This is a genomic window from Rhodoblastus sphagnicola (assembly GCF_002937075.1).
Lineage (GTDB): Bacteria > Pseudomonadota > Alphaproteobacteria > Rhizobiales > Beijerinckiaceae > Rhodoblastus > Rhodoblastus sphagnicola.
In genome coordinates, this window is the sequence record NZ_NHSJ01000041.1 from 1 (window position 1) to 12,990 (window position 12,990).

The following is a 12,990-nucleotide window of genomic DNA, read 5'->3' on the forward strand; positions in this document are numbered from 1 at the left end:
GGTACGGCCGCGCGCGTCGGTCCACAGGCCGCCCATGTGGTAATGCTCCGCCGGCGCCACCGGGATCGGCTGTGTCGCAGGGTCGATGCCGGCCTCAAGGCAGGCGCTCGCGACATTGGGGAATTTTTCGCAAAAAGCCGCGCCGACCGCCTTGGTGGCGTCGAGAAAGGCGCCGCGTCCGCCCGCGACCTCGGCGAAAACCCCGCGCGCGACAATGTCGCGCGGGGCCAGTTCGGCATCCTTGTGCAGCGCCGGCATGAACCTTTTGCCGGCGCGGTTGACCAGAATGGCGCCCTCGCCGCGCAGGGCTTCGGTGGCGAGCGGCGCGGGATCGCGGCCGATGTCGATGGCGGTGGGGTGGAATTGCACGAATTCGGCGTCCGCGATCCGCGCGCCGGCGCGGGCGCCCATGGCCAGGGCCGCGCCAGTCGCCTGCGGCGGATTGGTGGTCAGCGCATAGAGCGCGCCAATGCCGCCGGTCGCCAGAATGGTGGCGCGCGCGGTGAAAGCGTGGAAGCGGTTTTCCGCGTCGCGCGCGAACACGCCGGCGACGCGGCCGTTCTGCACGATCAGATCTTCGGCGACATGGCCTTCGATCACCTTGATCGACGGCGTGGCGCGGACGCGCGCGATCAAAGCGGCCATGATCGCCGCGCCGGCGCCGTCGCCCTTGACGCGGACGATGCGCCGGGCCGAATGCGCCGCCTCGCGCGAGGGAACGAGCGCGCCCGCCGCGTCGCGGTCGAACGGCGCGCCAAAGCTCAGGAGATCGTCGATGCGGGCGCGGGCCTCGCGGGCGACCGACAGCGCCACCTCCATGTCCACGATGCCGGCGCCGGCGACGGCCGTGTCCCGGGCGTGCAGTTCCGGGCTGTCGCCGGGCAGGACGGCGGCGGCGACCCCGCCCTGCGCCCAGGCGGAAGAAGCCCCCTCCCCCAGCGGCGCAGCGACGAGCAGCGTCACCTTCTCAGGCGCAAGTTTGAGCGCGCAGAACAGGCCGGCGAGGCCGCCGCCCACGATGAGAATGTCGCACAAGTCCCCTGCCCCGGCTTCGGGGAGAGGATGATCAGGGGATGAACGCATTGCGGAAAGTCCAGTTTGACCGTTGCAAAAACCCTGTCCCGCGTGGGGACAGGGGCAGGTCCGTCAGGCGGCTATTTCACCGCGATCATGCGTTCCACCGAGCGGCGGGCGCGGGCGGCGAGCGCCGGATCGATGACGACTTCATCACGCATGTAGACGAGGCTGTCGAGAATCTTGGGAAGCGTGATGCGCTTCATATGCGGGCAGAGATTGCAGGGGCGGATGAATTCCACGCCCGGCGTCTCCGCCGCGACATTGTCGGCCATCGAGCATTCGGTGACCAGCAGGACGCGCTTGGGCCGGCGCGTCTTGACATAATCGATCATCGCCGCCGTCGAGCCGGAGAAGTCGCAGACATCGACCACTTCCGGCGGGCATTCGGGATGAGCAATCAGTTCGATCGAGGGATCGTTGGCGCGATAGGCCAGCAGCTCCTCGGCCGTGAAGCGCTCATGCACCTCGCAGGCGCCATGCCAGGCGATGATCTTCACCTTGGTCTGGCGCGCGATATTGGCGGCGAGGAAACGGTCGGGCACCATGATGACGGTGTCAACGCCGAGGCTCTCCACGATCTTCACCGCATTGGACGAGGTGCAGCAAATGTCCACCTCCGCCTTCACGTCGGCCGAGGTGTTGACATAGGCGACCACCGGCACGCCCGGATATTTGCGCCGGAGCGCGCGAACATCCTCGCCGGTGATCGAGGCGGCGAGCGAGCAGCCGGCCTTGGAATCCGGGATCAAGACGGTCTTGTCCGGGCTGAGAATCTTGGACGTCTCGGCCATGAAATGCACGCCGCCCTGCACGATGACATCGGCCTCGGACTGTTCGGCGACGCGGGCGAGCTGCAAGGAATCCCCGACCACGTCGGCGACACAATTGTAGATTTCCGGCGTCTGGTAGTTGTGCGCCAGAATGACGGCGTTGCGCTGCTTTTTCAGCTCGTTGATCGCCTTCACATAGGGCGCGTGAAACGGCCATTCGATCGGCGGAATGATCGCCTTGACCTTTTCGTAGAGATGCGCGGTCTCGCGGGCGACTTCCGGCGTCCAGGCCAGATTGGGCATGGCGACAGGCGCGAAACGCGGCTCATGAAGCGCATGTTGGCGCTCCTGCGCGTCGCGGGTGAATACGGGCGAACCCGAGGCGGCGGCTTTGGCGGAAGTTGCCGGCATGACGCTTACCCCCTTATGCTCATCGTGAGCATAACACGAACCCAAAAAAGCGCCGTCGCAGCGGCGGTCATGGAACTTACATATACTCAGTCTGAGCATAATGCAAGCCCATGACTTTTTGATCCTCGCGCCGAGCCGCCGGGCGAAACGCCGCCATCGCCGAGCGGTCGCCGGAGAGATATTTAGTTCTTGATTTGGGTGAAGGTGTAGCTGCCGGGGAGCGCCTTCGCCAGCGCGCCGCTCATGGTGGATGGGAAGCAGGCCAGGGTGTAGCTGTTCGCACATCGCCCGCGCCCGGTAGGAACGTAGCTCGCCACTTTGGCGCTGTAGGCGGCGCCGCTGTCGGACGTGGAGTTCAATTGCGTGATGCTGGCGCGGCCGGCGGACGTCTTGCGCGGATTCCGACAGCTTTTGCCGGGTGAGGACGGCGCGGCCAAGGTCGAGCGGGCGCCGCCGCCACGGACGAAAAGCCCGAGGCGGCGAACGCGGATCATGCGGAGACTGTATCTGCGACGGTTTCTTTGGCTTTTGCGGGCGCGGCGGAGGCGCTCAAAACCTTCTTGAGCACGTCGGGATGCCGCAGCACGCTGTAATGGCCGTAAAGCGGCGCGCAGGTTTCTCCGGCGCCCGGCAGGCGGGCGGATTCGGGCGGCGAGACGAATTCGTCGCGGCCCGACCAGAAGGCGTGGACGGGAACCGGCGGCTCCTGCGCGTTGAGCGCCGCCAGCCATGCCGACTTCGCCTCCATCTGGCGACCGCAGGGGCCGGGCGCGAATTTGGCGAGGCGCGCGCCATGATGCGGCGTGGCCAGCGTGATCAGGCCGGCGACGCCGGCGCCGCCATGGCGGGCGAGGTAAGCGCGCGCCACCAGGCCGCCCAGGCTGTGCCCGACCAACAGGACTTGCGTCGCCCCGGTCTGTTCGCGCACAAGGGCGATGCGCTGCTCCAACTGCCGCGCGAGCAGGTCAATGTCGGCGAAGGGCCATGCGAAGGTCACGGCCGCGACCTGGCGGCCGGCCTCTTCAAGATCGCGCTTCAGATCGAACCACAGCGCGCGATTGCAGGCATAGCCGGGAATCAGCACGACCGGAATGTCGTCCGGCGCATGGGCCAGCGGCTTTTCCTCGCTCATCCAGAAGTTTTCGAACGGCATCAGCAATACGAAGGCGCGCCAGAATTCAAGAACTTCCCTGGCGCTCGCCAGCCATCGGCGCTGGGGCGGCGCAATCCGCAGGAAGCCGGGCGCGCTCAGGGCGAGGGCGCCGAGCGGAATCGCCGTCTGCAGCCCGAAGAAACAGACAAGAAGGACGACCAGTCCGGCCTCGAAGCCGAACAGCATTTTCGTGAGATGGCCGAGACTCGCGGCGACAACTAGGATCAGAACAAGAACAATCCGCAATATTATGGTCAGCATCAGAGCTCTCCACGCCGCGCGCTTTTGATCGGCGTCATTGTTTTTCCCTGCGGCGACCGAATTATGAACGCGCGGGTTGCGCAATGACAAAGATCAACAATAAACCGGGAGGGCGCAACGTGGAACGCATTTGGCTGGAGCGATACCCCGCCGGAGTCGACGCGGACATCGACGTCCAAGCCTTTCCCTCGCTGCGGCATATGTTCGAGGACTGCGTCGCGCGCTTTCCCGACAACACCGCCTTCATCAGCATGGGCGCGCGTCTGTCCTACCGGCGCTTGCGCGAACTGAGCTGGAATTTCGGCTCCTATTTGCAGAATGTCGTGAAACTGCCGCGCGGCGCGCGGGTGGCGCTGATGGCGCCAAATCTGCTGAGCTATCCCGTCGCGCTGTTCGGGGCGCTGTCGGCTGGTTATGTCGTCGTCAACTGCAATCCGCTCTACACCGCTTACGAGCTTGAGCGGCAGTTGAAGGATTCCGGCGCCGAGGCGCTGGTGGTGATCGAGAATTTCGCTGTTACGGCGGCGGCGGCGGCGCAACGCACTTCGGTGCGTTGCGTGGTGGTCGCGACCATGGGCGACCTGCTCGGATTCGCCAAGGGCGCGCTGACCAATTTTGTCGTCAGGCATGTCAAGCGGCTGGTTCCGGCCTTTGACATTCCCGGCGCGGTTTCCTTCGCGGAGGCGTTGCGCCTTGGCGCGCGCGCGCCGCTGGTTTTGCCGGAGCTTGGTCCCGACGATCTCGCCTTTCTGCAATATACCGGCGGCACCACCGGGGCGCCCATCGGCGCCGAGCTGACGCATGGCGGCGTGATCGCCAATGTGCAGCAGGGCTTCGCCTGGTGCCGGCCCTTTGTCGAGGACGCCTGCGAAACCGTCGTCACTCCCCTGCCGCTTTACCATATCTTCGCCCTGACCGTGAGTTGCCTGCTGTTCATGAGGTTCGGCGCCGCCAACCTGCTGATCGTCAACCCGCGCGACATCAAGGGCATGGTGCGCGAACTGGCCCGCACCCGGTTCACGGCCATCAGCGGGGTCAACACCCTGTTCAACGCCCTGCTCGCCAAAGAAGCCTTCTGCCGGCTCGATTTCAGCGCGATGAAGATCTCGGTGTCCGGCGGCATGTCGCTGCACAAGGCGGTCGCGGAAAAATGGAAGGCCGTCACCGGCCGCACGCTGATCGAAGGCTACGGCCTGACCGAATGTTCGCCCGCCGCCATGATCAATCCGCTCGATCTCGAAGGTTTCAGCGGCGCCGCCGGCCTGCCCATGCCGCGGACCGAAATCTCCATCCGCGACGAAGCCGGCGTCGAGGTTCCGCTCGGCCAACAGGGCGAACTCTGCATCAAGGGGCCGCAGCTCATGCGCGGCTATTGGAAGCGCCCGGAGGAAACGGCGGCGGCTTTCACCCCCGATGGCTTCTTGCGGACGGGCGACATTGTGACCTCGGACGCGCAGGGTTTCGTGCGCGTCGTCGATCGCAAGAAGGACATGATCCTGGTCTCCGGCTTCAACGTCTACCCCTGCGAGGTCGAGGACATTGTCGCGCTGCACCAGGGCGTGAAGGAAGTCGGCGCCGTCGGCGTGTTCGATGCGCGCACGGGCGAGGCGGTCAAGATCGTCGTGGTCAAGCGCGATGAGGGGCTGGTCGCGGAGGATCTGGTCGCCCATTGCCGCAAATATCTCGTCGGCTATAAAATTCCGCGTCACATCGAGTTTCGTTGCGACCTGCCCAAGACCAGCGTCGGCAAGATCCTGCGGCGCGCGCTGCGCGAAGAGCACCCGCCAGCGCCCCAGCAGGCGCATTGATCGCCGCCGTATGATTTGCGCAACGCCGGGGTTTCACGCTTGATGTCGCGCGGGCGCAAGAGCATCATTTGGTCTGGCGGCCCGCCGACAACAACAACAAGAGCGGGCGCGCCGGTCCAGAACGGGAGGTCGCCATGATACGCCCAATCGTGAAACTCGCATGCGCCGCGCTGTTGGGTTCCTCCGTCTTGTTAGCGCCGGGCCCTGAATCCGCGCAGGCCGCGCCCATCTCCGCGTCGATCCTCGCCATGCAGGCCGGGTCGTCGCCCCTGATCGAAAAGACTTATTATTATCGCCGTCATTACCGGCGTCATTACGGGCATCACCGCCACTGGCGCCGTTGGTGAGGATGCGCTCGGCTGACTGAAACCTCGCAAGCACGCCGCCGGACCCGATTCGGCGGCGTTTGCGTGTCTCCGGCCCGAAAGGACAGGCGCAGCGAATGAGACGATTGCATCGGAGCGCCCTCGCGCTAGAGCAAGTTTGGTGAACCCCGTTCACCAAACTTGCTCTAGCTCTTTGGTTTTTCGCATATTCTTTTCCGAAAACCGCGCACACTTTTCGGGAATATGCGCTAACAAATTCCGCGCCGGCGCGAATTTTGGCTCCGTGCGGAAAAAAAACTGCGGGAATCGCCGGATTACGCCAGCGGCCGGGGCGCCAATGTGTTTTTCCCGGACGAGCGCCTTTATCCTCAGGCGCGGCCGCTGGCAAAAGTTCGGCGCGACCTGCTCGCGCGCGAGGTTGGCGAGACCGACCTTCTGGAGGCGCTGGCGAAACTGGCGCGGCGATTCATTCCGCCAGTTTTACGGCCTGCGTGAGATCGTCGAGAAAGGCGCGCCATGCCAAGCGTTTTTCCTGCTCGTCTTCGAGCCGCAGCAGATAGGCGGGATGGGTGGTGGCGAGCAGGCGGCGGTTTTCCGCAAGCTCAATGAGCCCGCCCCGGCTTTCGCGCACGGAGAGAGTTTGGCCGGTCAGCCCGCGCAGCGCGGAGGCGCCCATGGCGACGATGATTTTTGGCCGCATCAGTTCAATTTCGCGATGCAGCCACCATGAACAGGCGTCGATTTCGCCGACGCTCGGCTTGGCGTGGATGCGGCGCTTGCCCTTCAACGTGAACTTGAAATGTTTGACGGCGTTGGTGACGTAAATTTCGGCGCGGACGCAGCCGACGCGGCGCAGGGCCTCATCAAACACTTTTCCCGCCGGGCCGACCAGCGGCGCGCCGCAAATGTCTTCCTGATCGCCCGGTTGCTCCGCGACGATCATCAACTGCGCACGCGCCGGGCCGGCGCCGCAAACGGTTTGGGTGGCGTCGCGGTGGAGCGGGCATTTTTCGCAACAGGCGAGTTGCGCGCGGAGGTCGGCGAGATCGCTTGCATCGGCGGGCGCTTCCGACTGCGGCGCGGGCGGGCGCGAAAGAGAAAAACGCGGTGGCGTTGGCGGCGTCGCGATCATGGCCTCGGCGCGGTTTTGCGCGGCGCGGGCGAGCGCGGGAATCGCTTGCGCCTCCGGCAGGTTGCGCCAGAATTTTTTCGGCAATTGCGATTGCATGGCGGCAAGATTGAGGCGCGCCGGGTTGAAGATCGAGGCGTAATAGGTGCGCCAGTCTTCGTCGCGGGCGTCGTCAGCCGGGACATCGCCGCGCGCGCCGCCGGGCGCGAAACGCACTTCGCCTTCGTCATAATGGGCTGACAATTCCGGCGTGACGATCGACCAGCGCATGTTGGCGAAGCGGCGGGCGAAAAAATCGGCGTTGGCGCGCAGGGTGTAATGGCTCGGCTCGTACCAGGCGAGGAAGCGCGCTTGCGCGCCATCGCCCAGTTCGCGGAAGCGCACGAAGGCGCGCATCTTGTGGATGTCGCGCCGCGCCTCGCCCTCCAGCTTTTTTAAGGCGCGGACGTCGGAATCGGCGGGGTTTTGCAGGAAACGCGGGTCGCGCGCCGCGCGCCACAGCGCGCGATAGACCATGGCGAAGCGGCTTTCCGCGCGATGCAGCAGCGCGGCGGTAAAATGCTTTTCGCCGCGCCAGGGAGCGCGCGGCGCCGGGGCGGCGCTGGCGAACAGATCACCCGCCGCGCCGACGCTCCAGCCGACGCGTTCCGGGGTCTCGCCCTCGGCGATCAGGGCGGCGGCGTGTTGGTAAAAACGTTCCGGATCATCTGGCCGGTCCAGCGCAATCATGCGCATGCGAACAGGTCCAACTGGCGCGGCTCCGGCCGTAGTTTTTGCATCAGGCGCTCGGAGTCGAGCGTGGCGCCGGGGGTCCAGTCGAGCGCGGTGATGAAGGGCAGGAGTTTCTTGACGCTGCTTGCGAGGCGGGAGATGTCGTCGAGCCGCAGCGCGGCGTGGCGCCTTGCGGCGATCATCCGATCCGCCGCGCGCACCCCAAGACCGGGCACGCGCAACAGCATTTCGCGCGGCGCGCGGTTGACGTCCACCGGAAACAGCGCCCGGTTTTTCAGCGCCCAGCTTGTTTTCGGATCGAGGTCGAGGTCGAGCATGCCGCCGTCCGTCGCCTGCGTCAGCTCATCGATGCTGAAACCGTAGTTCCGCAGCAGCCAGTCCGCCTGATAGAGCCGATGTTCGCGTCGCAGCGGCGGCGCGCGCGGGGGCAGCGCGGCGGAGGCGTCGGGGATCGGCGAAAAGGCCGAGTAATAGACCCGGCGCAGGCGGTAGCCGCCATAGAGCATGGCGCTGGTCCGCAGGATCGTGGAATCGTCGGTGGAATCGGCGCCGACGATCATTTGCGTGGATTGCCCCGTGGCGAAGCGGCGTTTGCGCGCGGATTTTTCCGCCGCGTGGTTGTCGATCTGGCCGCGAATCGACGCCATGCTCTTGCGAATGGTCGAAAACTGTTTTTCCGGCGCCAGCGTTTTGAAACTCGCCTCTTGCGGCAGTTCGATATTGACCGACAGGCGGTCGGCCAGTTCGCCGGCGCGGGCGATCAGCGCCGGGTCGGCGTCGGCTATGGCTTTCAGATGGATATAGCCGCGAAACTGGTGGGTTTCGCGCAGCAGGCGCGCGGTTTCGATCAAGTGCTCCATCGTATAGTCGGGCGAGCGGATGATGCCCGACGACAAAAACAGGCCCTCGATGAAGTTGCGGCGGTAAAAATCGATGGTGAGTTGCGCCGCCTCTTCCGCCGTGAACCGCGCCCGCCGCACATTGGACGACACCCGGTTCACGCAGAAGGCGCAATCGTACATGCAGTAGTTGGTCAGAAGGATCTTCAGCAGCGAAACGCAGCGGCCATCCGGCGTGTAGGAATGACAGATGCCGGAGCCGTTGACAGAACCCACGCCCTTCGCGCCGCGCGAATCGCGCTTGGCGCCGCCGCTGGACGCGCAGGAGGCGTCATATTTGGCGGCGTCGGCGAGTATGGCGAGCTTTTGCCGGATGTTCGAACCCATGCGCCGATGTTCGCCAAACGTTCACGCTCTGTCAAGCGGCGCTGCGCGTTTTCAGTTCGATGCCGCGACGGTTTCCAGTTCCGGATTGATGTAGCGCCGGTTGAGGTGGAACAAAGTCGCGACCGCGTTGGAGAACCGGATGAAGGCGCGCCCGACCGGCGTGATGATAAAACCCTCGCCGCTGGGCGCGATATTGCCGCTGCGCAACTGTTCCTTGATGCGACGGTCCATCGCGCCATATTTGCGCACGTAGACGTCGTCGAACACCGTTTCCAGGCGATCCGCCGTAAACGTCTCGGTCGGGCGCTCGTTCATGACGCCCAGCAGGAACACGCTCACCGAACGGTCGAGCGTCACCGGCACCACGATGAGAAAGGTCATGTTCAAGCCGATGGCGAGGCTGACCGTGGCGATCTGGTGATGAATTGAAATCTGCCCGCCGCACCGACGGTTCAGCAGATGGCGCAAGGGGAAGGTGAACAGGAATTGAAGCATCGCGGCGAGGGCGATCAGTTTCAACCCGCGAAAGAACAGCACTTCGTCCGCCGAGAACAAATCGGCCGCGAAGGCGCCGACGAAAAGGGCGAGCCCGATCGACGCCGCCAGCACGTAAAAGGCGAGTGAGGGCAGGACGGTCGCTTTCGGCGCGCTGTAGGGCTCAATGGCGATCGTCATGAGGCTCGACCTTTCATGTGAGCCTCGTTGATAGAGGGAAACCGTTGAGGATTGTTTACGTGCGTCCGCTCAATGCCGGCTCAATCGCTTGAGACAAGCCGCCGGCCAATCGCGCGTCCCTCGCGGATGGCGTAATTGGTGCCGCGATCCTCGGGGTAAATTTGCGCCATCGAACACAGGTGCAGACCGGGGCGCGGGCCGTCCTGCGGGGGAATCAACCGGCTGTAATGTTTGCCGACCACTGGCTGCGACCAGCGCGCCCGCCAGACGTGATGCGCCAGACTCCATGACCTGTCCAGTTTGGGGAACATGGCCTGAAGATAGGGCAGCGCATAGGCGAAGAAGGCGTCGTCGCTCATCGTGTAGAGCGGGTCGGTGTGCGGCACGTATTTCGAAAGATAGACGATGTGGCGGCCGGCGTAATTTTCCGGTCCTTCGAAATTGGTATGTTCGATCACGCCGACAAAGGGAAAAGAGGCGTCGTTGACGTTCAGCCAATAGGTCGAGGACAGCGAGCGGTCGAGTTCGAGCACCAGGCAGACATTGCCGATATAGTCGATGGCGTTGAGGCGGGCGAGATGATCAGGTTCGGCCCAGTCGGCGATGAGATCGGCGACGATGGGCAGCGCCGTGGTGGCGACGACGCGCGCGGCCGTGAACACGCCCTTGGCGGTGACCACTTCCCAGCCGCCGTTCTCACGCGGCCGCACCGCGCTGACGCCGGCGCCCAGCTCGATTTCCGCGCCAAAACTCTTGATTTTCGCCGCCAGCGCGTCGGCCAGCGCGACGAAGCCGCCCTTATAATAGGCGAGGCGCTCCTCGCCGGCTTTGCCCCGGCTGCCGCCGCGCAACTTGATCTTGTTCCAGAACCAGACGGCGGACACGTCTTCAGCATAGGGGCCGAACTTGCCCTTCAGCAGCGGCTCCCACACCACCTGGAACACACGCTCGCCGCCGAGTTCGCGCAGCCAGTCGGCGGCGGTCCGACCCTCCAGCGCCATCCAGTCCGTGACCCGGCGCGCCCGCAGCGCGAGCAGTCCGAGTTTGATGCGGTCGAACAGGTTTAACGGCGAAAATTTCAAGAGATCGAGCGGCGTCGAAAGCTTGAAGACTGTATTGGCGTAATAGACCCCGGTATTGGTCGGGTTGATGCGGACCTGATCAGACAGGCCGAGTTCGTCGATCAGCCCCATCACCTCGCGATCGTTGGTGAACCAATGATGGTAGAACCGGTCGAGACGGCTTCCGCCGACGTTGAACGCGGCGGCGAGGCCGCCGATTTCTTCGGCCTGCTCCAGAATCGCGACCTTCTGGCCGGCGCGGGCGAGTTCATAGGCCGCGCTGAGGCCGGTAAAACCAGCGCCAATGATCACCACATCGAAGTTGCGCGCTTCGCTCATGCTTTTTCCGTTTTCAACAGGCCCTTGACCGGATGCGACAGCAGATGGAGTCCCCCCAACAGGGTTGGCGGCAGCCACAGGAGAAGATGGACCAGCACGGCGAAGGCAGCGCCCGTGGCGAAACTGTCGCCGGAGCGCATCAGCGCCTGCGCGGTGAAATAGTCGAACGTGCCGACGAAGCCGGGCGAACTCGGGATCACCGTCGCCAGCGTGCCGACGGGAAGCGCCAGCCACGCGCCGGCGGGGTTTTGCACCGTCGGCAGCGCGAGAGCGCAGAACCAGAACACCAAGCCTTCGCAGAGCCATGCCAGGGCGGACCAGCCCAGCAACCGGAACATGGTGGCGGGGATGCTGACATGGCCAATGGTTTCGGCGCCGCGATGGATTTCGCGGCTGAGGCCTTCGCTCAAGCCGGGGAGAAACCGCCGCAGCGCCGCCGTCAGATGCAGCGCAATTCGTTCGAACACGGCGGGAAACAACAGCAGGCCCGCCAGACCGGCGATGGTGACGACCGGGATCAGGCTGCTCAGCCGGATCAGCCCGCCGCCGCCGAACACCGCCAACGCGGCGGCGAGAAACAGCAGGACCATCAGAAGATCGAGCAGGCGCTCGACGAACAGGGTGGTGACCGCCACGCCCTGGGAGACGCCGAGTTGCTTGCAGAAGCCGAAGGAGCGCACGAGATCGCCCATGCGGAAAGGCAGCAGATTGTTGGCGGCGACGCTGGCGAACAACGGGCCGGCGCAATCGCGCCATGTGAGCTTGGGATTATGCGCGCAGAGCATGACCCGCCAGCGCGCCACCCGGCAGGAATAGCCCAGCAGAAAGGCGACCAAGGCGCCGATCACCCAGGAGGCGCGCGCCTGAGAGATCGCAGCGGAGACCTGTTCGACCTGGATCTGGCGAAAGCCGAGCCAGAGAAACAGGCACGTCAGCGCGAGGCCGATCGCCGCCTGCGCCACTCTCCTGCGGCCGCGACCCCGGGCCGGTCGCGCGTCAGGGTGGGGGGAAGCCGTGATATTCATCGACGACATAGAGCGGACGGCCTTTCGACTCGCTGTAGATGCGGCCGACATATTCCCCGAGAATTCCTACCGAAATGAGTTGCACGCCGCCGAGAAACAGCACGGCGATCATGAGCGCCGTCCAGCCCTCGACCCATATGTCCGTGAAAATGCGCAGATACAGGGCATAGACGATGCCGATCACCGCCATCACCGCGCAGGTCATGCCGAGCGACACCGACAATTGCAGCGGCTTGATCGAAAACGAAAGAATGCCGTCCACCGCGAAGCGAATCATTTTCGCCAGCGGATATTTCGTGGCTCCGGCGAAACGCGGCGCGCGCTTGTAGGGCAGCGGCGTCTGCTTGAAGCCGACCCAACTGACCATTCCCCGCAAAAAGCGATCGCGCTCCGGCATGGACCGCAGCACATCCGCAACGGTCTTGCTCATCAGGCGAAAGTCGCCGGTGTCAAAGGGAATGGGGACGTCCGAGAATTCGTTGAGCAGCCGATAAAATCCGCGCGCTGTGGCGACTTTGAACAGGGATTCTCCGGGACGCTCGGTGCGCACGCCGTAGACGACCTCATAACCTTCGCGCCATTTCCGGATCATTTCCGGAATGATTTCGGGCGGGTCTTGCAGGTCGGCGTCGATCAGCACGATGGCGTCGCCCTTGGCCGCGTCGATGCCGGCGGAAACCGCGATCTGGTGTCCGAAGTTGCGGGAGAAACCAATGAGGCGAATGGGCACGCCCTGGGAGTCGAAGGATTTGACGATTTCGCGCGTCTGGTCGGCGCTGCCGTCATCAACAAAGATAAGTTCCAGATCATCCTCGACCCTGTTCGCCAGGGCGCAAAGGCGTTTCAAGGTCTCGGCAATGACTTTCTCTTCATTGTAACAGGGGACGACTATTGAAATCGTCGCTTTTCCAACGGGCATACGGTGTTCCATCTGCGCGGAGACGATAAACGCCCGCTTCCCAACCGCCTGAACAGACTTGTCCCAGCGCATGTCTGC

Annotated in this window: 12 protein-coding genes; 2 read left to right on the top strand and 10 right to left on the bottom strand. The window is 64.4% G+C overall.

Annotated features, from left to right (window positions below; translation table 11 throughout):
• From CCR94_RS06170 to CCR94_RS06185, 4 genes are all read right to left on the bottom strand, one after another.
• A partial coding sequence (locus CCR94_RS06170; RefSeq protein ID WP_104507064.1) for an L-aspartate oxidase occupies positions 1-1,083 on the bottom strand: 1,083 nt, incomplete at its 3' end.
• A 71-nt stretch (positions 1,084-1,154) separates the two neighbouring features.
• Positions 1,155-2,258: a quinolinate synthase NadA gene (nadA, locus tag CCR94_RS06175; RefSeq protein WP_104507010.1), complete on the bottom strand. Its 1,104-nt coding sequence runs from the start codon at positions 2,256-2,258 to the stop codon at positions 1,155-1,157.
• Between the two features lie 182 nt (positions 2,259-2,440).
• Positions 2,441-2,752: a hypothetical protein gene (locus CCR94_RS06180; protein WP_104507011.1), complete on the bottom strand. Its 312-nt coding sequence runs from the start codon at positions 2,750-2,752 to the stop codon at positions 2,441-2,443.
• The gene (locus CCR94_RS06185) at positions 2,749-3,672 is read right to left on the bottom strand and encodes a lipase family alpha/beta hydrolase (RefSeq protein ID WP_104507012.1); all 924 of its coding nucleotides are present in this window, start codon (positions 3,670-3,672) and stop codon (positions 2,749-2,751) included. Before CCR94_RS06185 ends, CCR94_RS06180 begins: the two co-directional genes overlap by 4 nt.
• 119 nt (positions 3,673-3,791) lie before the next feature.
• On the opposite strand from CCR94_RS06185, the gene CCR94_RS06190 reads away from it, so the two are divergent.
• Positions 3,792-5,480, top strand: coding sequence for an AMP-binding protein (locus CCR94_RS06190; protein ID WP_104507065.1), 1,689 nt, complete (start codon positions 3,792-3,794; stop codon positions 5,478-5,480).
• A 68-nt stretch (positions 5,481-5,548) separates the two neighbouring features.
• A complete protein-coding gene (locus CCR94_RS06195) occupies positions 5,549-5,827 on the top strand; it encodes a hypothetical protein (RefSeq protein WP_104507013.1) in 279 nt (92 codons plus the stop codon).
• Positions 5,828-6,272: 445 nt separating this feature from the next.
• Here the strand turns inward: CCR94_RS06195 and CCR94_RS06200 are convergent, their stop codons facing one another.
• From CCR94_RS06200 to CCR94_RS06225, 6 genes are all read right to left on the bottom strand, one after another.
• The gene (locus CCR94_RS06200) at positions 6,273-7,670 is read right to left on the bottom strand and encodes a UdgX family uracil-DNA binding protein (protein ID WP_104507014.1); all 1,398 of its coding nucleotides are present in this window, start codon (positions 7,668-7,670) and stop codon (positions 6,273-6,275) included.
• The gene (locus CCR94_RS06205; RefSeq protein ID WP_104507015.1) at positions 7,661-8,893 is read right to left on the bottom strand and encodes a putative DNA modification/repair radical SAM protein; all 1,233 of its coding nucleotides are present in this window, start codon (positions 8,891-8,893) and stop codon (positions 7,661-7,663) included. The genes CCR94_RS06200 and CCR94_RS06205 overlap by 10 nt, the downstream gene beginning before the upstream one ends.
• A 51-nt stretch (positions 8,894-8,944) precedes the next feature.
• Positions 8,945-9,568, bottom strand: coding sequence for a hypothetical protein (locus CCR94_RS06210; protein ID WP_104507016.1), 624 nt, complete (start codon positions 9,566-9,568; stop codon positions 8,945-8,947).
• A gap of 80 nt (positions 9,569-9,648) precedes the next feature.
• On the bottom strand, positions 9,649-10,968 hold the full coding sequence (locus CCR94_RS06215; protein ID WP_104507017.1) for an NAD(P)/FAD-dependent oxidoreductase: 1,320 nt from the start codon (positions 10,966-10,968) through the stop codon (positions 9,649-9,651).
• Complete coding sequence (locus CCR94_RS06220) at positions 10,965-11,930, bottom strand: lysylphosphatidylglycerol synthase transmembrane domain-containing protein (protein ID WP_206605785.1); 966 nt, start codon at positions 11,928-11,930, stop codon at positions 10,965-10,967. The genes CCR94_RS06215 and CCR94_RS06220 overlap by 4 nt, the downstream gene beginning before the upstream one ends.
• Before the next feature lie 34 nt (positions 11,931-11,964).
• Entirely contained in the window at positions 11,965-12,912 is a 948-nt protein-coding gene (locus tag CCR94_RS06225) for a glycosyltransferase family 2 protein (RefSeq protein WP_184421332.1), read from the bottom strand.
• Positions 12,913-12,990 lie beyond the last annotated feature (78 nt).

Bases quoted from the DNA above. Each gene is read 5' to 3' on its own strand.
- CCR94_RS06180 (WP_104507011.1), bottom strand. From the start codon at position 2,752: ATGATCCGCGTTCGCCGCCTCGGGCTTTTCGTCCGTGGCGGCGGCGCC.
- CCR94_RS06200 (WP_104507014.1), bottom strand. From the start codon at position 7,670: ATGCGCATGATTGCGCTGGACCGGCCAGATGATCCGGAACGTTTTTAC.
- CCR94_RS06225 (WP_184421332.1), bottom strand. From the start codon at position 12,912: ATGCCCGTTGGAAAAGCGACGATTTCAATAGTCGTCCCCTGTTACAAT.
- nadA (WP_104507010.1), bottom strand. From the start codon at position 2,258: ATGCCGGCAACTTCCGCCAAAGCCGCCGCCTCGGGTTCGCCCGTATTC.
- CCR94_RS06205 (WP_104507015.1), bottom strand. From the start codon at position 8,893: ATGGGTTCGAACATCCGGCAAAAGCTCGCCATACTCGCCGACGCCGCC.
- CCR94_RS06210 (WP_104507016.1), bottom strand. From the start codon at position 9,568: ATGACGATCGCCATTGAGCCCTACAGCGCGCCGAAAGCGACCGTCCTG.
- CCR94_RS06185 (WP_104507012.1), bottom strand. From the start codon at position 3,672: ATGCTGACCATAATATTGCGGATTGTTCTTGTTCTGATCCTAGTTGTC.
- CCR94_RS06215 (WP_104507017.1), bottom strand. From the start codon at position 10,968: ATGAGCGAAGCGCGCAACTTCGATGTGGTGATCATTGGCGCTGGTTTT.